Raw genomic sequence first — 20,336 nt, forward strand, 5'->3', positions numbered from 1 at the left:
CCCAAGCCGTCGCGGACCTAATCGAAGAGGCTGCACAGTAATCTCTGTAAAATGCAGGTGATCAAAGGCCGTCACCCGGACGGGTGGCGGCTTTGGCGCAAGAGCAATACATTTGTGCTTTTGTGCTGGCAGTTCGACGCGATTATTCTTCGATCAGACGCTTCTCTCCCGGGGGAAGTCCATGCTCGATCAACCTGTCGAGGTAGTCGCAGTAGGGACTGCCTTCATAGAATGGGTGGGCCGCCTCTCGGACGTATTCCGCATTCAGGTTTGGAAATTTCTTCAAAGCATCAGAGATCCAGATCCTCACTTCATCGGTATTGCCCGCCCTGAGGGCGAGCAACGCTGCCGCAATGAATGGATAATAGGTTGTGCGTTCGAAGGACGCGCCTTCCCGCAGATGCATCCGGGCCGTTGAGAGGTCATCGGGCTCGCCTCTCAGCATCAAGCCAATACCGAGTAGTGTCTTGAACGCAAACGTAGAGGGATCGTGAGGACTGAGATCGATGGCATTTTGTGCGGCTCTAATCGTCGTATCGGCGTCCCTGAGCCGCACGGCTGCCATTCCATGTGCGAAGTGAAGAAACGCGTAGTTGGGATTTAATGCAAGGCCCTGTTCAGCGACAGGCATGGCCTCAGCCGCTCGCCCGTCCACCGTAAGAAGGAGCGACATCATCGCGTACGCGATATCGCTCCGCCTGTCGATTTCTAATGCCTTCGTGGCGAACGATAATCCTTCCTTGACAGCGACAGGCACGTCTGCGGCACGCCCCCAAAGGACGAGTGCGTATCGGTGACGAGCTAAATAGGCGTAGGGAAGTGCGAAATTCGGATCGTGTTCGAGCGCTTGTCGAAGGAACTTCTCGGCAGCGGCTTGAGAACCTGCTTCGAAGGAAAGCAATTCAGCAAGGCCGCGGTGACAAAGTTCCCAAGCAGTAAGGTTGTCCGTCGATTTGGCGAGGGCGAGGCCCCGTTCGTGCGCTCCCAGTTCTGGTTCGATGCCCGCGATAATCCGGCGCGTTATCTCATCCTGCACATCAAAAAAATCGGCGATCGAACGATCCCACCGCTCGGCCCAGATGTGTGCTCCGGACAGCGCGTCGATTAGCTGTACAGTGATCCTCAACCGATCACCTGACCGCCGAACCGACCCTTCTACGACATAGCGCACACCAAGTTCCCGGGCGATTTTGCGTACGTCCTTGGCTGTTCCCTTGTAGGCAAAAGTCGAGTTGCGAGCGATCACGAACAACCATCGAAAGCGACCTAGTTCCGTGATGACGTCTTCGACCAGTCCGTCGACAAAGAAGTCCTGATCGGGCGTGGCAGAAAAATTCTGAAATGGGAGAACCGCGATCGAAGCACGTTCCTGGCCAGAGAGCCGAACCGGGCTCGGCGCCGTGCCGTCCACCTCGACCTGCCACACGTCAATTGGTACGGGGATGTTCTTAACGGACTGCGGCCCGAGCCACGTCATCCCAGCCTCTATCTTGCCTTGCACATGATCGTAGATTGCACGAGATATGCAGATGCCTCCGGCGGGTGCGATGGTCTCCAAACGCGCAGTGATGTTGACGCAGTCGCCGAGGATGTCGTCCCCATCGAGCACCACGTCTCCCAGATGAACACCGATCCGGAAACGCAGACGTAGGTCTTCCCCTTGAGGAGACTCGCGCGAGTTCAAGTTGCGCTGCATTAGAAGTGCCGCTCTTACCGCCAACACTGGCGAGGGGAAATCGACTAGGAGCCCGTCGCCCATGGTTTTGACGACGCGGCCACCGCCTCCCATAATCGCCGGGTCAATCACGTGGGTTCGCGCATCGCGCAGCCGCGAAATGGTGCCTTCCTCGTCCGCCGCCATGAGACGAGAATAGCCGACCAAATCGGCAGCCATTATTGTGGTAAGGCGACGTTCCACGCTTGCCCCTCCGCCAAGAAAATACAGTATCGCCTGATAGGCAAATGCGAAAGCGCTCTTGAACCGCGCCAATCAGGATAGGAACGAAAAATCCAGAGCGAATGCGCTGATGTCGCACCCAAAGGGATCCGCTTCTACGCTCCTTTCTCGTTCCGATCGAGGGAAGGTCTCATCAGTCGCTGAGAGGTGATGACGACCGACCGGGGCAGGATTCTCGCGGCTAACGTTGGATGCATTTCGTTGCTTGGAGATGACAATCCGCGCGTCACGCGCGACACCGAAGGCCAGACATGCAGGGCGCCGCCGATGTCCGGCTGTCATACTTCGCAATCGATCGCAATATCACGTGCCTGCACAAAAGACGAACTAGCCAACGCCGGTTCGTATCCCATCGGGCGGAGATCCAGACGGTTTGGGGTTGGAGGTAGCCAGACCGTCCGGAGTCCGCGATGGGTTGCCTCCACAATACACCACGCTTATGCATTTAAAAACGCGGGAGAGAGAGAGCATTGTTCCGATTGCTAATGTATAGTCGCACTTCGCTCGGGGTGTGCCGGCAAGCTATTGGCTTCGATGAAGCATCTCCTTTAGCAAGCGAAGCAGTTCGACCGACGAGGTGAAGCGGGGGTAGGGATTGCGGCGATGGCGCTCGGCGTCAGCTTCGCCGAGGCGATCCGGCGCATCGTGTTGGTGATCATTGGGAAGGTTTGAAAACAACAGGGCCACGCAAATTGTCTCGCATGAGAGCGAATGCGGGTGTATCGTTGATGTGTTGAAGGCAATCTCCATTGCGGCTTCCGATGTCCTCCTGCTCGGGGGCCGCATTTTCTTTGGGATCGGCGACCCCACCTCAGATGTCTCTCACGTCCTCCGCATCACTCCTCTTCGGCGATTATTTTCTGTATCCGGGCCAGCTTACTTTCTAAAATCCTCACCTTGTTTTCTGTTCTGCCGCAGCCAAGCCTCCGCCGTCGCTGGCTCGCGGTCTGGCAGCAGACTGACCGGCCGCCGCCGTTCCAGATCACACACGATCGTGCCGTAGCGATGGTTGCGACGCCAGGCCCAATCATCGATGCCTATCACCGAGGGTGGGGCTGATGGCGGAAGGCCTTGCCTGCGGATGACGCGTAGCAAGGTGTCGTTGCTGACGGGAAGCATCAGACGTTGGGCAAAACGGGCCGCCGGGCGTCCACCAAGCGCGAGGGCCAAGTGATGGACAACATGCTCGAGGCGTCCGGTTCGTCTGGCATAAGGCGGCAGTACATCGCCGAACCGCTCGGCGAATATCTGTCTCCCACAAAGCACGGCATCACAAGCGAACCTCCGAGTGCGCACGAGAAGCCTGACGCGCCTTCCTGATAGGGGAAGGTCCGCGACCTGGCGGCAATAGCGACTTCGGACCGTTCGAGACATTCGTCCGCACGCTGGACAAGCCGCCGTTGCGCTGGTTCGGGAAAGCAGGATGCAGGTCTCATCGCCAACGCGCGTGATGCGTTCAGCAATGAAGCCAGCCGGTACCAAATCAGAAGCGCAGAGCTTCGTGCCCATCATGCTGATTCCTTTGTGGAAACCAGCAACGCAGCATCGTTACAACTGCATCAAAAATGAGTCAGAGCCAAAATTGGACGCCGATAGGTCAGTTTTGGGTGCCGATTGACAGTCAAGCCGCGCGAACTGGCTTTGGCAGCAACGCTGCCGGCGCTTGGTACCCTCACCTGCGCCTCGAAGCCGACGGGCTTCATCAGCATGTCGGGAGCGGCGACCACGACATTTTCAAGGTCAAACTGTGCTGCCGCCCCCAACTGAACAATGCCGCTTGCCCGATTAGCGCGCGGATTGTTCCGATTGCGCAGCGAAGCCTATCCGTCTTTGCAAGCGAGATGGCAGGGCAACCGCAGGTGCTGTCGCCTGTCGAATTCGAATAGCTGCAGAAATCGTAGCACAAGTGTGTCTGCGGCTGGGGCCATCCGGCCTTTCCGCCAGCGTTCCACCATCCTAGGTGGATTTGCTCCGGTAAGCCGCTCTGCAAGCAGAGTTTCATCGGCGGCGAACAGGACTGCCAAAGTTTAAATACTTCGCTTTAGTTGGGCACTGTCCTGAAGAAGCAATCTGTCCTTCGCGCATTTACTGAGCGGTGAGGCTCCACATTGAGCGCTACGAAGTGGTTGCCAGTCCGCATGGCCGCAGGTCACTCGAGCTCTTCGAAAAAATCACAAATCAACTCCGCGACTATGATCGCCTCCGATTCAGTCATATGCGCCGCAGTTTCAAGGGCGACCTCTTCCATGTCGTCTCGATCTACGGCGAGAAGGTCCAGTATTCTGGCAAACTTGATCTTGAGTTCGATGTCTCTATCAAACTCATCGATGGTGACGGCCAGAATATCAGTGTTTGCTTCGATCAGGCGGGTCTGGATACTATCCGCAGAAGCCGCGAGCGTTCGCACGGCTGCGAAGAACTGCTTTTTTGCATGGGGATATTTCTCGTCCATTTTGTTACCTTTTTGTTTAACGCGCAGCCATTGGATGCCATGTTGAATGTTTGGTGCCACCCTCGGGAGTGTGATCCAAATTACGCGCTTTCGGTGCCCCAGGGGTCGATCCTCTTTCGCGTGACAATCCGCAGCACAACTAGGTAAGGGGGCGTGGTGCGCTTTCATAACTGCCGACCACCCCCGCTGAGTTTTTCGACTGATCTTTCAGGCCTGCCGCGCCTTGCGGTTGGCGTAACGCCGGTCGCGCTCGGCCTTGCGGGCAGCCTCGTCCTCGATCACGCGCGAAATGCGGTTCTTGTCAGCGGCTTCGCGTGCCTCGATCTCAGCTCTTGCGGCAGCGGTGGCTGCTGCCTCGCGCTCGGCGGCCTCGGCCTGCAAGCGCTCGCGCTCCTCATTCTTCGCCTGTTCGCGATTGATGCGCCGCTCTTCGCGGGCTGCAGCGACAGCCTGACGCTCAGCCTGGCGGGCGAGCTGAGTCGGTTCTGCGGCTTCCTTTGCCGCGCGATAGGCTTGAAGAAGCGCTGTCTTTGCATCGGCCGCGGCGCTGCGACGATCGGTGAGTTCACTGTTTCTGATGTTTCTCAAGTCTCTATTCCAGTTGAGGTGTCACCCTGACTGAAAGTCAGGCCTTTCTGACACGTTTCGAAACGGGGGCGGCGGCCGCCAGGCGATCCTGCAACTCTTTTGCCAGGCGGGCTTCGCGCAGACGCAGCGTCTTCTCTTCGCGAGTCTGGACGATGGAGTCGAGCTCTTCGACGGCGCTGTCACGGGCAAAGAACTGCGATTGCTCCTTGGCAAAGGCAATCTCGGCTCGCTGGCGCGATTTGTTGTGTGTCTCGGTCATGGGGTTTCCCTACTTAAAAAGGGTTCGCCCGCAGTGGTGCACCTCGCGCGACAACTGCTATCCCTTGGGTTCCCACATGGTTTCATCTCCGGACCGGTTCCGATCCGCGGGATCATGCAGGCAACACGCGGTAACAAAAAAAGGCCAGGCATATTGCCTGACCTTGATGGGTATCATGCTCTCGACAGTGCCAGTACATCCGTGGTCAAAGGAGAGCCGATACCGATTTAAGCTGCCTGAAGGTTGCAGGCAGACATCTTGCCCGACTTGTTGTCGCGCTCAATCTCGTAGCCGATCTTCTGGCCTTCAACGATTTCGCGCATGCCAGCACGTTCGACGGCAGAGATATGGACAAAGGCGTCCGGACCGCCGTTGTCAGGCTGAATGAAACCGAAGCCCTTGGTGGAATTAAACCATTTAACTGTGCCAGTGGTCATGATGAACCCTTTCATAGCATATTGAATGACCGCCGCGCCGAAGCGCTGCGGATGATGATAGCGATTTTTGAAAGGAAGGTTCGTCAGGGCGCGGTTGCTAAATGCGCGGTAACCAAAGCTCAGCAAGCAAATATCGGTAAATCACTGATAGAGACAGTTGATCTGTTAGTCAACTTTTAGTTTTCCGCCACTCGATGGCGCCTCGATGCGCCGGAAGGTCCGACCTGGCCGACGCCAAATCGGTCGGCCCGCTGGCTGTTGGGTCTGTCGACTTCCCCGTCCGCATCAATTTGCGTTGTCCAATAGGCGACACACACCTCCGATGCCGCGGCAAACACAACTCAGATTGATGGCGCTGTTCTAATTTTCTGTTCGCAAATGCATGGTCTCACTTTGCTGCTGGGAGATCGCCTGGTCGGCCCAAGCGAAAAGACGGACGAACTGAGCGAGAGCGTCCTGCAAGGCATGCTCGATGGACTGGCCAATAGTATCCCTCCGTTACCGGCAGGCGTGTGGATAGGTCCTCCGCCTGCCGAGGAGACCGTCTCAATCGTCGTGACTGCCAATCTGCTGACATTTTGACAGGCCCGCCCGGTGCTGGGGCCATTCGGGCCACCTAGGCCGCCCTCTATCTGGGAAGCCCCACACCTGGTGAGGCTCTTGGACGCTATCTGTCGCTGCGCTGATGGGGGCTCGCCGACGTCGGACGTGGCAATGGGACTTCGTGCCATCTGGATGACGACGCGATCACGAGTGAATGGAAACGCCATGCGGGGCCGAGCTTGTCAAGTGCTGGGGAAATGTCGGCATCGGCTTTGCAGCTTTCGAACAAGACCACAACGGCTTCAGCGATATGCCCCTAGTGACGCTTGCGGGCGATCAAGACGACGCCGAGCTCAAACATTTCTTCGCCCGGGTCCATAGACAGAAATGACTATCTGCGAGGTCTATGAGGGCTGCTGCAACCTCTTCAGGTGACCAACCCGCTGCCTCCGCCCGACTGGCCAGCAATTGGAATTCTGTCTCAAGTGCCTTCTGCATGGTCCGGATGACATTCGGGAAGCGTGGGCGGGGCTATCTTCGGCATCGATTTCTACTTCTTGCTACAGGATAGTGCGCTGAAATCGTGCGACAAGATGTCAATTCGTCCACGCAAAACGACGGGGTCCTGCTCTTGAAATCGATGCAGCTCGCGCCAACATCGTTAATGCTTCTTTTTCATCCGGGTGTGTGCGAAAGGAGGATCCCATGTTCAATCCGGAAATGATTTGGATGACGCCCGTCTCACTCCGTTTGAGAGACGGAACCGAGCACATCTTCTCAACTGTCAACGACGCGCTCGATTTCCTCGAAGCGGATTGGTCTGTGAGCCGCGGCAGGAAGCAAAACCGCGCTGTCCAGACCTGCCGTCGGGCCCTTAACCGAGTGACGCCTGTTGCGATTGCGAGGGAGGCGTTTATTGATGCCTGTCTTGACGCGGGCATAACGGTCGGTGCCATAGAATCTCAATTCGTTCGCTCCGGCTCCGGCGGGCAGCGATCAGTCGCCTGACAAACGCCGTGATTGGGGCACGATGTGTGTCCCAATCAGGCTTTGGAAATGTGCGAACCACGCGCAAGGTCGTCCCAGGATGTCCGCCTCGGCAACCGTGCGCTGCCCATCTGGGCATGCGCCTGCTGTGTGGCGTCTTGTCTTTCCAGAGGATTCCCCCCAGTCGACACCGGCAATAGTGGTCTGAGACTTTTTCATGGGCTTTTCAAAGGCCGCCTTTTTTTGAACCGAGCTCTTGAAACGGAATGGGACCAAAACCAACTCAAGTTCGCTGGCTGCCGCAAGGGTCAGCAACGGGGCACCAGACGTCTGGCGCCCCCCTTATCCATGTTGCTTCAAGGAGGATATGGCTATGGCAACATCTTATGACTATGCCCCGCTTTTCCGCTCGAGCGTTGGATTCGATCGCGTATTCAACCTTCTGGAAAATGCGCAGCGTGCCCGCACCGTCAGCGATTGGCCACCCTACGATATCGTCAAAACGGGTGACGATACCTACCGCATCACCGTCGCCGTCGCCGGTTTCTCGCAGGATGATCTCAACCTCACATTTCAGTCCAACCTGTTGACTATTGCCGGCAACAAGGGCGAACCTCAGGGCGAAGGCTATCTCCATCGTGGGATCGCGGGCCGTCCCTTCGAACACCGCTTCGAATTAGCCGACCACGTCAGGGTTTCGGGCGCTGATCTGACAAACGGGTTGCTGTCCATCGATCTGGTCCGGGAAATCCCCGAGGCAATGAAGCCGCGGAAAATCGACATCCAGGCGAATGCGGCTCTTGCAGAGGCGCAGAGCGCTCCAAAGATCGGGAGCCGAACGGCCGCCTGAGAAGATTAATGCATGCGTGGGCGCCGCTGTCGGCGCCCCTTTCCCGCTCAACGATCGGGCTTATGAAAGGAGAGCACGATGAAACCCGATATGTTCGAAGCACCCGTAACCATTCTGACGGGCCTCGGTATCCCGACGGAAGTACGCACTGTCATGCATGCTTACCAGCTTCTGATGGACTGGCCAGCTTCCCCTCATGATCCAGCCCTTGAATTCGCATTGAAAGCATGCCGAGCCGCACTCAGGGGCGAAATCGAGGCGGATACCGCCCGAAGCGTTTTTGTTGCCTTCGCGGAAAAACATAATTTGATCGCCCCAACAGTCGATATCGTCGTCGCGGGGCGCAACAAGCGCGGCAGCAACCAGCAAATGCGATAGCTCCGGGAACGTGGAAGCCGTGGAAAAGCGGCTTTTGGATCAATGATGCTGCAGGGCGTCGATGATGCCCTGCAGCGTGATGTCCTAAATCTCCGCGCTGCACAAGTCCGATCGTGACATATCGCGTCCTTCGTTGCGATACCGTCATTTGCCGGCTATCGGATACAGAGTAGATTCAAGTCTTTTGCAGGGGTGCGTTACGAGCTCACGCCCCGAGCAGGGGCCCTCCAAAAGTAACCGCCTATTGGGAGAACTTGGCCTACAATGCGGCGATATTCATCGTGAAACTGGAACGGCTGAACGATCCCGCCAGCGAGCCGCATGGCAGCAATATTCCTAACGGATCTCTTTAGGTCGTACGCCTGCTTCAGCTCTTCAAGAAACAGCCGCCGGAATAGGCGTGATAGAACCCTATGGGTAGGAAGAAATTCGTTCGGCGACCCAACGGACCGGTCGTCCTATGGGGTTGGTCGCGTCCCGGCCCGGAAACAGCCAAACCTCGGGTTTCGCTCGCCGCCAACAGGCCCGCAGGATCGCGAGCAACGGCGCTGACAGCCGTTGCGATTCTTTCCGCCATTGCCAACTCGACGCGGATGGGATGATGGCGCCGCGAAACCGAACGTGCTCCTTCAGCGGCTCGAGCTTGCAGAAAGCAAACTAACCAGGATGCAGAAAATCCTCGCCGAGCGCAGGTGATGCGGTTGCCGCCGTTTCTACCCTAGTGAGACACCTCAGTACTGCTGTCGGCTCTAGCTCTGATCACAGCCGCGAGCGCAGCGCGGCGCCATTCCGGCAGCTTCAAGATGAAGGTGTCCATATCGCGTCCGAAATTTGACCAGGCCTTGTCGCCTGCCTGGCCTGGATCGATCACGCCGGCCGCCTCGAGGTCCGAGCGATCCATGTTCACGCGAGCGAGGGAAATCTGGAGTAGATCCGAGCCAGTGATCATCGCCCTACCCCTTGCTGCTGAAAGCTCATGGTTCCATGGGTGGACTGCCGTAGCGCGTAGTCCGGCTCCGCGGCTTCTTCTTCCTCGATCAGCTTTTGGTAACAAGCCTCAATATCCTGGGCGATGCCGTCAGCGTCGTAGAGATAACCATCCGTGCCGCCGTCGGTCTCGATGATCTCAGCGAGCGAGTTCATCACCGCTCGGCCGAGCCGTTGCAGAGCGTCTCTATGTCGGTCAGCGCCGCCGCTCTGGAACGCGCGATTGGCCTTATCAAGCGCGTGATGCATGGTCTGAAATGATCCGTCGATATGGAGCTTCGTGTTCACAGCACCGCCTCCTTACTCTTGGCTTGGTGCAACAGACTCCTCTAACGCAATACCCGTGGATAGGTTCATCCTACTATCGACAGCCCACCAAATGCCACAATTGATTCGCGCATTTAGGGGAACAAACGTAATCAGCCTCCGTTGACTCCGGGTTCACCGGGAGAAATCAACATGGCCGGGCGTGCTCTTTGGAAGGGCTTCCTGAAGTTTGCCGAGATCAGTTGCCCGGTGGCGCTGCATAGCGCCGCCTCAACTTCCGAGCGCGTGAGCTTCAACACCCTGAACAGAAAAACCGGCAATCGCGTGAAGCGGGAGTATGTCGATATCGACACCTGGAAGGTCGTCGAGCGCGAGGACCAAATCAAGGGCTACGAAGTCGATGACGGCCGCTACGTGCTGTTTGAGCCGGCCGAGCTCGCCGCCGCGGTGCCCCCAAGCGACAAGACGCTTCGCATCCAGTCCTATGTACCCTTCACCGAGATCGACGATCTCTCTTTCGACAAACCCTACTACCTGTTGCCCGATCGGCTTGGCGAAGAAACGTTCGTTCTGATCCGAGACGCGATGGCCGAATCCAAGGTCGGCGCCCTTGCCCAAGCCGTGCTCTTCCGCCGGCTCCGGACGGTTCTGATCCGCGCCCACGGCGACGGGCTGATCGCGACCACGCTCAACTTCGACTACCAGGTCCGCTCCGCAAAGGAGGCCTTCGCCGACATTCCGAAGCTGATGATCGAAGGCGAGATGCTCGACATCGCCAAGCACATCATCAAGTCCAAGACTAAACTGTTCGACCCGCGCACATTCGACGATCGCTATGACGCCGCCCTGGCCGAGCTCGTGAAGGCGAAGATGGAAGGTCGCACGGTCAAGGCGAAGAAGCAGCCGAAGGTCGAGCCCTCGACCGACCTTATGGAAGCGCTGCGTATGAGCGCTGGCTTTGCCACTGCCCGGGCGTCCAAGCCGCGCACGGCTGCGGCGGCGGCTCGCGCCGCCCCGGCGCCGCGGCCGGCCGCTGCTCGCAAGAAAGCGGGCTAAGCCATGGCCGCCGTCAAACCATACTGGAAGGGCTATCTGAAGCTATCGCTGGTCACCTGCCCCGTTGCCCTCTCCCCCGCGACAAGCGACACCGAGAAGGTCCGCTTTCACACCATGAACCGCGCGACCGGCAATCGTGTGGCCTCACGCTACGTCGACAGCGTCACGGGCAAGGAGGTTGACCCGGACGACCAGGTGAAGGGCTACGAGCGCGGCGAAGGCGATTACATCATCCTGGAGGAGGAAGAGCTTGATGCCGTGGCGCTCGAAAGTGTCCGGACGATCGAGATCGACATGTTCACGCCACGCGACTCCATTGAATGGATCTGGCTGGAGAAACCCCACTACCTCCTGCCCAACGACAAGGTTGGTGAGGACGCGTTCGCAGTCATCCGCGACGCGATGCGCGCAGAGAACGTGGTCGGCATTTCCCGTCTTGTCTTCGGGCAGCGCGAGCATGCGGTGATGCTGGAACCTCGCGGCGAAGGCATCGTGCTCTGGACGCTGCGCTATGGAGACGAGGTCAGGCCGGAGGAGGAGTATTTCTCGGGCATCAAGGCGAAGCCGGAGGGCGGCCTCGCTCCCCTTATGAAGCAGCTGATCAAGGCCCAGACTAAAAAATGGGTGCCGATCACTGATCCCATTCAGAATCGCATGCAGGAACTGATCGCCGAGAAGAAGAAGACGCTGAAACCCAAGGGCAAGCGAAAGATTGAACCGGTGTCGAAGGATAACGTGGTCGACATCATGGCGGCGCTGCGTGACAGCTTGGAACGAGAGAAGCGCGGGAAATCCCAATAAGGAGGAGGAGGAAAACCCGAGGGACCCGAAACTAACCAAGGAAGAGGTGCGAGACGTGATGGCCGAAGTCGATTCGATCTGCCCGATGACGCCCACTGGATGCTGGTCGACGAGAGACTCGGCCTCGAGTATGGGGTCGCAAGGTCGCCGAGCTCCGAGCGGGGGTAATCTAATCGCGGGCATTGACGCACATCGGGGGAACAAACCGCCTGCCCGATAACTCCCCTACGCAACCTCCCGACGACCAGGCGGTCGTTTCCCCCCAACCCGGCGGCCGACTGGATCCCCTCAAATTCCGAGTGTTATCCCCTCAGAGAGGGCTCATTATCGATGAGGGCAGAGGTCGGCCTATCCCGGGCGGCCGGCTGGGATCAGGCTATGAGCAAAACCGTTGGATCTCGAAACGAGATCATACTTCCTCACGAGTTCGCGAAGAAGCGAAGAAGCGTCTTTCACGAGCTGCTGGAAGAATGGGATCTATCGCACCCTGCAGGCGATTTCGGATCTCGTGATTCCCTGGCCCACTCACGAAGCGCGTGGCTGCGGCGGGAGATGCGGTAAGTGCGGCTCACGAGAGTGGCCGATAGTTTTCACAAATGAATCGACTTGCGCGAACTGGCCCCGAAATCCCGCCGTCGCCCATTTAAATCGCACACATGCAGCTTCCAGGGAACATCGGCCCCTCAAGCGAGTTGGGTTCGGTAATTCTGAATTGCCGGTGCCTGTATGCTGCGCGCGCACGTCGGTTGTGCCAACGCCGGGCGATGGCTCCCAGTCACCGGCGGTGGGATCTTGAATTTGATTTGACGGCGGAAAAGGAGGTTGGTCGATGACGGATATTCGGAAGCACGGCTTTGACACCGATACGCAATGGCGCGAGTACCTAGCAGAGATAGAAGAAGCGGCCGTCGCGAATACCCCCCGCGAATTGCGGGGACCGAACGTCACCCAGCAACCGAACGTCACCCAGGAACTGGAAGATCTCCGCCAACAGGTCGCTGCGCTACGCGAGCGGGTTGTTTCCTCCACACGACATCAACGAGCGGTACGGCCCTGGTGGATTATCGGCGTGGGTGCCCTGTTGTGCGTTCTCATGGCATTTCAGTTGACAAAGCCCCCGCGACCCTGATGCGGGCTGCATTCTGTCAAAGTGGGCGATGGCCATTTCCGCTATGAAGGGCTCCTCGAGGCGGGTTGGTCCATTTGGGGACGAACCCGGCGGAAACCGGTTCAAGTGATGTTGGACGGCTCTAGTAGCTCCTAACGGATCATGCGCGGGCTCACATTTGCAAGCACTTGAGGATATCGTCTTCCAGCTTCTGGCACAGCGTTTCATATTCCTCCAACAGTTCGGGATCCGGTTTGCGCTGCTCCTGCACCTCTTCGCGGTTCAACACCCCAATGCCGTAAGCCTTCATCAAGTCGTTGATGGCGAGGAAGTTGGCGTCGGACATCTGCTTGCGGTGTCGCGGCCACCGCACCATCAGACGGGCTCGCCCCCCTTCCTCAGTTCGTTGGATGAGGTCCTCACCCAGATTTGAATGGAAACCGCGAAAAGCCGCAGCCTTGCGGTGGGCGATAAGTGTGTTCGACAACAATCATGCCACAAGCCAGACATAGAAATGCCCCGCCAAGGCGGGGCAGATGAAGGGTCACCAGGTTTGACGTTCATACCAGTCGTCGATGTCTTGGCGAACGCGGTCCTTCTCGATGCCGTAGCGCTCTTGTATCTTACCCTCAAGTTGGTCGCGCTTGCCGGCGATTTGATCAAGATCGTCGTCGGTCAACTTGCCCCACTGTTCCTTGATCTTTCCCTTGAATTGCTTCCAGTTTCCTTCAACGCGATCCCAGTCCATTCTCAGTTCCTCCGATTAAAGTAGATACGAGCTTAACGCTTAGCCGGCTCTTTTGTTCAGGAGGTGCTGTGTTGATGCTCGCGGCAAATAGGCGGCACGATCGTGCACCGACGGTGGTCTCGGATCGGGCACAGCTTCAGATCACCAATGAATCCGGTACTCTAAGGAGCGGGCTTGTTGCTACCGCTGGCCAGGAGGATAGCCGCCGCGTCTCCCTGCACCATGTTTCGGAACCTTGCCAACATCCTCGCGCAATTCGTTCTCAGTCCTTTTCAGTGTCTCACGACACTCCTTCGAAGTTGGCTGCGGGCGCGGGCGACTAGATGACAGCATGCAAATGGTCGAGCGGAACGGGTTTGAATTGCGTCGGTCGTTTTCGGCGAACCTTCCGAAAGCATCTCGGACGCCGGACCTGTAGATAGATCATCACCCAAATCGGCTGAGTTCATCCACTAGACTGCGGCCGTTGCGCGCCCTCGTCCCCAATCAGGGGCACGAACATCACGCCACCGAGGTCCTCCGCGTCATAGCGATTGTCGTCGATCCGTTTTATGCGGAGCAGTCGCTGAGGTCCGTTCTCATGCCCGACTGGAATGACGAGGCGGCCGCCGATAGCCAATTGCTCTTTCAGTGCCATCGGGATCGTTGGCCCGGCGGCAGAGACGATGATGGCATCGAACGGCGCTTTTGCCGGCCATCCCTTCGTTCCGTCACCGGTGCGGATTTCGACATTGTTCCGGCCGAGTGCGGACAGGCGCTCCATGGCTTTCTTGGCGAGCGCCGCATGGCGCTCGATTGCCGAAACTCGGCTTGTGAGATGGCTCAGGACCGCTGAGGTGTAGCCCGAACCGACGCCCACTTCCAGGACGTTGTTGACTCGTTCCAGCTCGGCGGCTTCCGCCATTCGGGCAACAATAAAGGGCTGCGAAATGGTTTGACCCTCTGCTATCGGCAGGGCTGCGTCCTCGTATGCGAACTCCTCGAAACCTTCCGCAACAAAGGCCTCGCGGGGAACCTGCCTCATAGCGCTCAGAACGCGAGCGTCCTTGATCCCGCGTCGGGCAAGTTGCCGTTCGACCATTTCATGGCGAGCGCATTCATAATCTCGCATGATGCTCCAGCCCGACTGATTGACTGCTGGTATAGGTCAAACCCTCGCGACCCAGATGCATTTTGTTTTCGCCATTCTCATACATCCTTGTGTCGATCACATTTGCGATCTCAGCGTCCGTCAAACGCGGCAGGTGTACGGAGGTTCCTGGAAACTCCTGCTAGTGGTTGCAACTTCAGGGAACAGATTGAGCTTTGTGTCGTTCACTCCAGGTGGAAGACCGGCATCGCGCCGGCGAATGGAGAAAATCATGATCTTAAAACCAGTCGTTACCCTGGCCTTCATCACCGCCTTGGCCGCCCCGGCACTGGCACAGACAAGTGTGGTCTGTGACGAGGCGTCTATTATGAGGGCCGAGCAGCAAATCGCGCAGATCAACGATGGCGCCAAGAAAATCGAATCTGCCAAGGAATTGACTATGGCAAAGGACGCGATGACGGCCAATGACCTGGAGAAGTGCAAGTCCCACTTGGACAATGCGATCAAGGGCATGGATGCCATGTAGAAAGAAACGCGGGCGGCATTTGATGCCGCCCGCGTTTACAGCCTTGCCCATGTGAGCCTGAAGATTTGCTGGGAGCGTCGGATGGGCCGACTGTTTTAGAGCCTGCGTCCTCATTCCGGTCGCTGCTCAGGCCGCTCTCGCCTTCACGTTTGCGGCTGCGACCGCCAACTGACTAAGCGCCTTATCCGTAGCGCCTTCCCCTTGAAGCGTGGCGTCAAGCAATCCGACGGCGTCCTTCAGCCCAAGTTGCTGCGCCACGTCTTCAGCGTTCCGTAGCGCGCGATTTCGTAGTGCTCGACTGCTGCCGCTCCGCAAAATAAATATCCTTCAACGTATCGTGAAAGCGTTTTTGCAGATTTGCTTCCGCCACCACGATGAACGTCAAAGGCTTCAAAGGGTTCAATACGTTGAATGAACCTTTGCAGCATGCTGTCGGAACCTTCGCAGGGGGCGCAAGTTATCTAGGCGCGACTGTGGGCGCTGCCCGTACAACGGATACGGAACAGGCTGATAAGAGGTGCGATATGCCGACGTTTTACTTTCGGACAACCGATCAAGAAGGCTTTAGCGCCGGCGATAGGGGCTTCGAGTTTCCCAACGAACAGGCGGCAATCAATGAGGCGAAGGTTGCGCTGGCCGAAATGGCAGCGGATGGGTTGCCACAGGATCCCGTCTCCATGATCGGCGTCCAGGTCCTCGATCAGCAGCATGTCCTTGTGGTCGAGATGCGCCTAGTCCTTGAAACCATCCCCAACACCAACGTAAAGGGTCCCGATTACGATTGAGCCGTGGGCAGTCCCGACACTGGCTCGCCATTGCTCCCGAAATTTTTGCCGCGCCCGCTGTTAGTCGCGACCTTTCCCCCGGGTGGAATGGAAGTAAAGAGTTTGGATTCTACATGGCAGCGATCAGGCGCCGTTGGATCCGTCTCCGAGTCCAGTCTCCGACCAACAACAATTGCTTACCGGAGCAACCACCATGGTGCACGCGCAATATGCCTGGTGAAACCGGGAGCATTCACGCGAGAAGTTGCCAAGCATCGTTCTTGATCCTGACCGGGGCATAAAACAGCCTCACCTTGACGCTGGGCCGACTACAGGCCGCGCTAAACGTGGTGACAACGCACAAGTCTTTTGTGTCGAGGGCTCATGTAAACGTAATCAGCAGCAGTATTTATCGTTTGTTCCCGCGTGTCAGAGCCCGGTGTAATTTCGCCGTTCGGTAGCCCACGCAGCGACACCTGGTTGGGGCACGCACGTTTTGCTGCGCCACACCGCCCCAAATCTCGGATAATCCAAATATAAGCGCTAACACATATAAAAATTGTGTCGTCCTGGAACAAACGCGCTTCAGCGCGGTTGCAAGACACGACTAACGTCCTGTCAGCACAAAACCCGGCCCTCCAACGTGATCGTCGAAGAGACGCTTGCGACGGTGGCTTTGCGAAGTGAAATATGCGGAAGATAGTTGTGATTAGTGATTATCATGAGGGTTGGCCCCCCGCGTCCCCCCTTTCAACGCAAGCTGACCGCCTGTCAGCATGGTCGTCCCTTCGCAACGAAGAAGCGGCTGAATGTCGACCTGCCTCCCTTGAAATCGTGGTGGAGGGAAGCTACCTGGAGCGGCTCCCTCTGGCGTGTTTGGCTACAGGGCTGGTCGACCAAGCGGAGATCTGGAGCCACTGGCGCGGTGGCAATCGACCGCGCCAATTGCCCTCAAAAGATATTCTCAAACGTCGCTCTTTCTACAGCAACGGCACGGACGCGCCGTTTGCTTCGAACGATATGCTTGCTCACATCGAGGTCTATGGCGCTCCTGATATTCTTTGTGTCTGGGGGCTAGGCGTTGATGAGGACATACTTCGGGCCTGCAAGGCAAGCTTCAAGATCTACAACGCAATCGACGCGCCCGCTTTGCGGATTCCGTTCAACGCGTGTCGCCACTTTATCCTGACCGGTTCACAGGCACAGAGCGCCGAAGTCGAGCGCTGCCATTCAGGTATTCGTACTGCGATCCTGCCGATCGGACCGGAGTTTGCCTCCCCGACGATGTTCTATCCGTTCAACGGACCTAAGGACTACGACATAATCTATGTTGCCGCCGCGCAGGCATACAAGCGCCACGACGTGTTGTTTTCCGCGTTGAGCAAACTGCCGAGAACCGTCCGGGCACTTTGTGTATTCGGCTATGGCGAGGATGCCGAGGCGTTGCGGCAACGTGCGACCGAATTGGACCTCAATATCGATTTCATCGGGCCACCTGCCGTGTCTTTCGCCGAGGTCAACGGGTTCATGAACAGGTCGCGAATCGGCGTCGTCTGCGGGGTCGATGACGGAGCGCCTGCCGTCCTCACCGAATACATGCTCGCCGGCTTGCCAGTGCTTGCCAACTCCGCGTTGCGATGTGGCCTTCAATACATAACGCCGGAAACCGGCGCGGCCGTAGACGCCGACAAGTTCCATCTCGGCATTGCCGACATGTTGTCAAGGCTCGCAGATTTCAAGCCGCGGGCGGCAGTCCTGCGTCAATGGACGTGGCGGCATTCGATCAAGAAACTTCGCCAGCTGATTAAAACTGAACTTTCAAATTAGGAAAGAGGCGCGCTAGCGCGGTATGAGCATGGATACAGGGACTGTAAATCAGAAAAATTATGAACGCTCTAGCAATACTTGCACACCACTGATCTGTTTTTCGCACCTGCGGTGGGATTTCGTATTGCAGCGTCCACAACATCTTATGGAGCGGTTCTCGCGGGAGCGAAAGATCTACTTCTTCGAAGAGTTCATTCTGACCGACCACCACTTCCCCTATCTTGAGTTCCATTCCTTCGCGGGCACGGCAGTTAAGGCCGTGCGCCCCAGAATTCCCGATCGGTGGAGTGAGGCCCAGCGCCAGGCGGGACTGGTTGGATTGGTCGATGAGCTCCTTGAACTTTTGGGGCCAAAACCGCCAATCCTTTGGTTCTACACTCCGATGATGTTTCCGTTGGCCCGACATGTCGATGCAGCCGCTGTCGTCTACGACTGCATGGACGAACTTGCCAATTTCAGGTTCGCTTCCCCCATGTTGGCCGACCTGGAGCGAGAGTTGTTGCACCGGGCGGATGTCGTGTTTACCGGGGGCCACAGCCTGTACGAGGCAAAGCGCTTGCTACATGACAATATTTACCCGTTCCCATCCAGTGTCGATGTTTGCCATTTCCAGTCGGCGCGTAAACTCTGCGTAACCCCACCGGAGCAGGCACAAATCCCACGTCCCATCCTGGGGTTCTGCGGCGTTATCGACGAGCGACTCGATCTGGAGTTGACAGCAGCCTTGGCCCGTCAGCGGCCCGAGTGGTCGATAGTATTCATTGGACCGGAGGCAAAGATCAGGACGGAAGACCTGCCGCGCGCGCCCAACATCCATTATCTGGGGCAGAAGGACTATTTGAGCCTGCCTGCCTATTTTTCTGGATGGGACGTGGCATTGATGCCTTTTGCCCGCAATGACGCGACACGCTTCATCAGCCCGACAAAAACGCCTGAATACTTGGCCGCCGGGCTGCCCGTGGTGAGCACGCCCATCACCGATGTTGTGCGGCAGTATGGGGATATGAGAGGTGTTTACTTCGCCTCCGATGCGCCAAGTCTGGTGTGTGCATGTGAAGAAGCACTGCAGCTTGAGCCGAAACGTGGGGAATGGCTGAACGCCGTTGACGAAAGACTAGCGACGCTTTCCTGGGACGATACCCATCGCCGAATGAGCAGGCTGGTCGAAGATGTCGTAGAGCCTGCCGTACGGGTACCCCTCCCTCCCGTCGCTCGAAAGACGCCGAGAAGTAGCTGGCGGCGGCGGCGGTTCGATTATGTCATCGTCGGCGCCGGTTTTGCCGGAGCCGTTCTGGCAGAGCGTCTTGCCAACGAGAGCGGGCAGCGTGTGTTGGTGTGCGACCGACGCCCTCACATTGGAGGAAACGCCTATGATTTCTACAACGAGAGCGGCATACTGGTTCACAAGTATGGTCCGCACATCTTCCATACCAACAGTGAGGCAATCTTCGACTACCTGTCGCGGTTTACGGCTTGGCGGCCCTATGAGGCCGCGAATAACGCCGAACTGAAGAAGGCGGCCGAGGAGCATCTTTCGGAAACGAAAGATCAGATCAAGAAGTTGGAGCAGGTCTTCAAATCGATCGGCAAGACGGCATCCGGCGAAAAATGCGACGCCATCGAGGGCCTGATCAAGGAGGCCGACGGTGTGATGAAAGAGGCGGAAGGGACCGCGCTTGACGCCGGTCTTCTAGCCGCTTGCCAAGCTGTCGAGCACTATGAGATCGTCCGCTATGGCGCGCTTCGTGAATGGGCCAAGGACCTCGGCCATGATGAGGCGCACAAACTTCTGAGCGAGATCCTCGACCAGGAGAAGGCGACTAACAACAAGCTCACCAACTTGGCGGTCACGTCGATAAACAAGACCTCGACGCGTTCCAGGGCGGCATAGCAAGAAAGGGCGGCATTGACCGCCCTTTTTCATTGCGAAGTGCCCAGTAGGACTGCCGCTTGCTCACGTCAGAGAGTCAGCTTCTAGATCGTCGGCAATCGAAGACCCCTCGAGAACATCGGTTGCTTTGACACCCAACACGTCGACAAGATCGTTTTTACACGTTGGCTAAAACGACTCTTGTGGATTGTGTTTGGGTTCCCTCCACTGCTGGAGCTTAACACATCGGCGCAGCCTTCCCGTGGGTGAACGCCCCCTGCTGGTCCCAGTTGGAGAACCACTTTCGTACGCGGGGCGTTCCCACATTGTTCGACATTCATTAGCTGCTAAACATTCGTCACGCTATCAACTTAAGGCCGGAAGCTGGCGCTATACCTCCGCAGTCGGTTAGTGGTGGCTGTGTACTTGGCGGGATGCACTACCGCTGCAGCAGCATAGGCAAACGGACAAGCGCGAGAACGCGGTCTTCTGACCGAGCTTGGGCTCATGGCAAGTCCGGGCGTTGGTCCAGTCGTGGCGGCCGGCTGGCTTGCCGCGACCGCCGCAGGCGCCATCGCCGGTAGTGCGGTTGGCGGTATTATCGGTGCGCTGACGGATTCCGGCGTGCCGGAAGAAGACGCCCACGTTTATGCCGAGGGCGTTCGTCGCGGCGAGACGCTGGTCACGGCTGTCAATGGCCGCCGGATTTTCCGCAAATGTGGGCATCGAATTTTCCCGAGTTTGACGGGTTTAATTTCGGTGATCAGCCGTTGTCGCGATCGGTTTTCAATCCTGGTGGTCTGCCGCGCTTTTTCGGCACGGGCGGCGGGTTGATGAGAGC

General features: G+C 57.6%; 21 protein-coding genes and 4 pseudogenes. 12 read left to right on the forward strand and 13 right to left on the reverse strand.

Annotation, left to right across the window (positions count from 1 at the left end):
- Window positions 1-142: 142 nt before the first annotated feature.
- From ABIE33_RS34820 to ABIE33_RS34850, 7 genes and pseudogenes are all read right to left on the reverse strand, one after another.
- A complete protein-coding gene (locus tag ABIE33_RS34820; protein WP_429133556.1) occupies window positions 143-1,918 on the reverse strand; it encodes an adenylate/guanylate cyclase domain-containing protein in 1,776 nt (591 codons plus the stop codon).
- A gap of 561 nt (window positions 1,919-2,479) precedes the next feature.
- The gene (locus ABIE33_RS34825) at window positions 2,480-2,707 is read right to left on the reverse strand and encodes a hypothetical protein (RefSeq protein WP_429133558.1); all 228 of its coding nucleotides are present in this window, start codon (window positions 2,705-2,707) and stop codon (window positions 2,480-2,482) included.
- 156 nt (window positions 2,708-2,863) lie between these two features.
- Window positions 2,864-3,466: pseudogene (locus tag ABIE33_RS34830) on the reverse strand (transposase family protein); the annotation flags it as partial.
- Between the two features lie 640 nt (window positions 3,467-4,106).
- Window positions 4,107-4,409 carry a hypothetical protein gene (locus ABIE33_RS34835; RefSeq protein WP_429133560.1) on the reverse strand — a complete coding sequence of 101 codons (303 nt, stop codon included), beginning with the start codon at window positions 4,407-4,409 and terminating at the stop codon, window positions 4,107-4,109.
- A gap of 207 nt (window positions 4,410-4,616) precedes the next feature.
- Window positions 4,617-4,997 (reverse strand): DUF6481 family protein, encoded by a 381-nt coding sequence (locus tag ABIE33_RS34840; RefSeq protein ID WP_429130462.1) that lies wholly within the window; start codon window positions 4,995-4,997, stop codon window positions 4,617-4,619.
- Window positions 4,998-5,034: 37 nt separating this feature from the next.
- On the reverse strand, window positions 5,035-5,256 hold the full coding sequence (locus ABIE33_RS34845) for a hypothetical protein (RefSeq protein ID WP_429133562.1): 222 nt from the start codon (window positions 5,254-5,256) through the stop codon (window positions 5,035-5,037).
- A gap of 227 nt (window positions 5,257-5,483) precedes the next feature.
- Window positions 5,484-5,693, reverse strand: a complete 210-nt coding sequence (locus ABIE33_RS34850; RefSeq protein WP_429133587.1) for a cold-shock protein — start codon at window positions 5,691-5,693, stop codon at window positions 5,484-5,486.
- Window positions 5,694-6,011: 318 nt separating this feature from the next.
- On the opposite strand from ABIE33_RS34850, the pseudogene ABIE33_RS34855 reads away from it, so the two are divergent.
- The 4 genes and pseudogenes from ABIE33_RS34855 to ABIE33_RS34870 form a co-directional block, all read left to right on the forward strand.
- Window positions 6,012-6,275, forward strand: a pseudogene (locus ABIE33_RS34855) (hypothetical protein); the annotation flags it as partial.
- A gap of 666 nt (window positions 6,276-6,941) precedes the next feature.
- The gene (locus ABIE33_RS34860; RefSeq protein ID WP_429133563.1) at window positions 6,942-7,244 is read left to right on the forward strand and encodes a DUF982 domain-containing protein; all 303 of its coding nucleotides are present in this window, start codon (window positions 6,942-6,944) and stop codon (window positions 7,242-7,244) included.
- A 352-nt stretch (window positions 7,245-7,596) separates the two neighbouring features.
- Window positions 7,597-8,073: an Hsp20 family protein gene (locus ABIE33_RS34865; RefSeq protein WP_429133565.1), complete on the forward strand. Its 477-nt coding sequence runs from the start codon at window positions 7,597-7,599 to the stop codon at window positions 8,071-8,073.
- A 78-nt stretch (window positions 8,074-8,151) separates the two neighbouring features.
- Window positions 8,152-8,451 (forward strand): DUF982 domain-containing protein, encoded by a 300-nt coding sequence (locus tag ABIE33_RS34870; RefSeq protein ID WP_429133567.1) that lies wholly within the window; start codon window positions 8,152-8,154, stop codon window positions 8,449-8,451.
- A gap of 718 nt (window positions 8,452-9,169) precedes the next feature.
- On the opposite strand, the gene ABIE33_RS34875 is transcribed toward ABIE33_RS34870, so the two are convergent.
- Together ABIE33_RS34875 and ABIE33_RS34880 are read right to left on the reverse strand one after the other, a co-directional pair.
- Window positions 9,170-9,400, reverse strand: coding sequence for a hypothetical protein (locus tag ABIE33_RS34875; protein ID WP_429133569.1), 231 nt, complete (start codon window positions 9,398-9,400; stop codon window positions 9,170-9,172).
- Entirely contained in the window at window positions 9,397-9,726 is a 330-nt protein-coding gene (locus ABIE33_RS34880) for a hypothetical protein (RefSeq protein ID WP_429133570.1), read from the reverse strand. The genes ABIE33_RS34875 and ABIE33_RS34880 overlap by 4 nt, the downstream gene beginning before the upstream one ends.
- A gap of 171 nt (window positions 9,727-9,897) precedes the next feature.
- On the opposite strand from ABIE33_RS34880, the gene ABIE33_RS34885 reads away from it, so the two are divergent.
- The 3 genes from ABIE33_RS34885 to ABIE33_RS34895 all read left to right on the forward strand — a co-directional run bounded on the left by ABIE33_RS34885 (window position 9,898) and on the right by ABIE33_RS34895 (window position 12,691).
- On the forward strand, window positions 9,898-10,761 hold the full coding sequence (locus ABIE33_RS34885) for a Ku protein (RefSeq protein ID WP_429133572.1): 864 nt from the start codon (window positions 9,898-9,900) through the stop codon (window positions 10,759-10,761).
- A 3-nt stretch (window positions 10,762-10,764) separates the two neighbouring features.
- A complete protein-coding gene (locus ABIE33_RS34890) occupies window positions 10,765-11,562 on the forward strand; it encodes a Ku protein (RefSeq protein WP_429133574.1) in 798 nt (265 codons plus the stop codon).
- A gap of 829 nt (window positions 11,563-12,391) precedes the next feature.
- Window positions 12,392-12,691 carry a hypothetical protein gene (locus tag ABIE33_RS34895; protein ID WP_429133575.1) on the forward strand — a complete coding sequence of 100 codons (300 nt, stop codon included), beginning with the start codon at window positions 12,392-12,394 and terminating at the stop codon, window positions 12,689-12,691.
- Between the two features lie 151 nt (window positions 12,692-12,842).
- On the opposite strand, the gene ABIE33_RS34900 is transcribed toward ABIE33_RS34895, so the two are convergent.
- The 3 genes from ABIE33_RS34900 to ABIE33_RS34910 form a co-directional block, all read right to left on the reverse strand.
- On the reverse strand, window positions 12,843-13,016 hold the full coding sequence (locus ABIE33_RS34900) for a hypothetical protein (RefSeq protein ID WP_429133577.1): 174 nt from the start codon (window positions 13,014-13,016) through the stop codon (window positions 12,843-12,845).
- Between the two features lie 198 nt (window positions 13,017-13,214).
- Window positions 13,215-13,418, reverse strand: coding sequence for a CsbD family protein (locus ABIE33_RS34905; protein ID WP_429133578.1), 204 nt, complete (start codon window positions 13,416-13,418; stop codon window positions 13,215-13,217).
- A 445-nt stretch (window positions 13,419-13,863) separates the two neighbouring features.
- On the reverse strand, window positions 13,864-14,529 hold the full coding sequence (locus tag ABIE33_RS34910; RefSeq protein ID WP_429133580.1) for a protein-L-isoaspartate(D-aspartate) O-methyltransferase: 666 nt from the start codon (window positions 14,527-14,529) through the stop codon (window positions 13,864-13,866).
- 250 nt (window positions 14,530-14,779) lie between these two features.
- Between ABIE33_RS34910 and ABIE33_RS34915 the strand changes: the two genes are divergently transcribed.
- Window positions 14,780-15,034 (forward strand): hypothetical protein, encoded by a 255-nt coding sequence (locus tag ABIE33_RS34915; RefSeq protein ID WP_429133582.1) that lies wholly within the window; start codon window positions 14,780-14,782, stop codon window positions 15,032-15,034.
- 126 nt (window positions 15,035-15,160) lie between these two features.
- Here ABIE33_RS34915 and ABIE33_RS34920 read toward each other — a convergent pair.
- A pseudogene (locus ABIE33_RS34920) lies at window positions 15,161-15,354 on the reverse strand (DUF892 family protein); the annotation flags it as partial.
- Between the two features lie 54 nt (window positions 15,355-15,408).
- Between ABIE33_RS34920 and ABIE33_RS34925 the strand changes: the two are divergent.
- The 4 genes and pseudogenes from ABIE33_RS34925 to ABIE33_RS34940 form a co-directional block, all read left to right on the forward strand.
- Window positions 15,409-15,819, forward strand: a complete 411-nt coding sequence (locus ABIE33_RS34925; RefSeq protein WP_429133583.1) for a DUF6894 family protein — start codon at window positions 15,409-15,411, stop codon at window positions 15,817-15,819.
- A gap of 669 nt (window positions 15,820-16,488) precedes the next feature.
- Window positions 16,489-17,625 (forward strand): glycosyltransferase family 4 protein, encoded by a 1,137-nt coding sequence (locus tag ABIE33_RS34930; RefSeq protein ID WP_429133585.1) that lies wholly within the window; start codon window positions 16,489-16,491, stop codon window positions 17,623-17,625.
- 145 nt (window positions 17,626-17,770) lie between these two features.
- Window positions 17,771-19,516, forward strand: a complete 1,746-nt coding sequence (locus tag ABIE33_RS34935) for a DUF892 family protein (RefSeq protein WP_429133588.1) — start codon at window positions 17,771-17,773, stop codon at window positions 19,514-19,516.
- A 462-nt stretch (window positions 19,517-19,978) separates the two neighbouring features.
- Window positions 19,979-20,185, forward strand: a pseudogene (locus ABIE33_RS34940) (hypothetical protein); the annotation flags it as partial.
- Window positions 20,186-20,336 lie beyond the last annotated feature (151 nt).

Origin of the sequence: Ensifer sp. 4252 (genome assembly GCF_050434565.1) — a bacterium.
Lineage (GTDB): Bacteria > Pseudomonadota > Alphaproteobacteria > Rhizobiales > Rhizobiaceae > Ensifer.

Coding starts and splice junctions, on each gene's coding strand:
- ABIE33_RS34825 (WP_429133558.1), bottom strand. CDS start 2,707: ATGGAGATTGCCTTCAACACATCAACGATACACCCGCATTCGCTCTCA.
- ABIE33_RS34835 (WP_429133560.1), bottom strand. CDS start 4,409: ATGGACGAGAAATATCCCCATGCAAAAAAGCAGTTCTTCGCAGCCGTG.
- ABIE33_RS34845 (WP_429133562.1), bottom strand. CDS start 5,256: ATGACCGAGACACACAACAAATCGCGCCAGCGAGCCGAGATTGCCTTT.
- ABIE33_RS34850 (WP_429133587.1), bottom strand. CDS start 5,693: ATGACCACTGGCACAGTTAAATGGTTTAATTCCACCAAGGGCTTCGGT.
- ABIE33_RS34860 (WP_429133563.1), top strand. CDS start 6,942: ATGTTCAATCCGGAAATGATTTGGATGACGCCCGTCTCACTCCGTTTG.
- ABIE33_RS34865 (WP_429133565.1), top strand. CDS start 7,597: ATGGCAACATCTTATGACTATGCCCCGCTTTTCCGCTCGAGCGTTGGA.
- ABIE33_RS34870 (WP_429133567.1), top strand. CDS start 8,152: ATGAAACCCGATATGTTCGAAGCACCCGTAACCATTCTGACGGGCCTC.
- ABIE33_RS34875 (WP_429133569.1), bottom strand. CDS start 9,400: ATGATCACTGGCTCGGATCTACTCCAGATTTCCCTCGCTCGCGTGAAC.
- ABIE33_RS34885 (WP_429133572.1), top strand. CDS start 9,898: ATGGCCGGGCGTGCTCTTTGGAAGGGCTTCCTGAAGTTTGCCGAGATC.
- ABIE33_RS34890 (WP_429133574.1), top strand. CDS start 10,765: ATGGCCGCCGTCAAACCATACTGGAAGGGCTATCTGAAGCTATCGCTG.
- ABIE33_RS34895 (WP_429133575.1), top strand. CDS start 12,392: ATGACGGATATTCGGAAGCACGGCTTTGACACCGATACGCAATGGCGC.
- ABIE33_RS34900 (WP_429133577.1), bottom strand. CDS start 13,016: ATGTCCGACGCCAACTTCCTCGCCATCAACGACTTGATGAAGGCTTAC.
- ABIE33_RS34905 (WP_429133578.1), bottom strand. CDS start 13,418: ATGGACTGGGATCGCGTTGAAGGAAACTGGAAGCAATTCAAGGGAAAG.
- ABIE33_RS34910 (WP_429133580.1), bottom strand. CDS start 14,529: ATGCGAGATTATGAATGCGCTCGCCATGAAATGGTCGAACGGCAACTT.
- ABIE33_RS34915 (WP_429133582.1), top strand. CDS start 14,780: ATGATCTTAAAACCAGTCGTTACCCTGGCCTTCATCACCGCCTTGGCC.
- ABIE33_RS34925 (WP_429133583.1), top strand. CDS start 15,409: ATGAACGTCAAAGGCTTCAAAGGGTTCAATACGTTGAATGAACCTTTG.
- ABIE33_RS34930 (WP_429133585.1), top strand. CDS start 16,489: ATGCGGAAGATAGTTGTGATTAGTGATTATCATGAGGGTTGGCCCCCC.
- ABIE33_RS34935 (WP_429133588.1), top strand. CDS start 17,771: ATGGAGCGGTTCTCGCGGGAGCGAAAGATCTACTTCTTCGAAGAGTTC.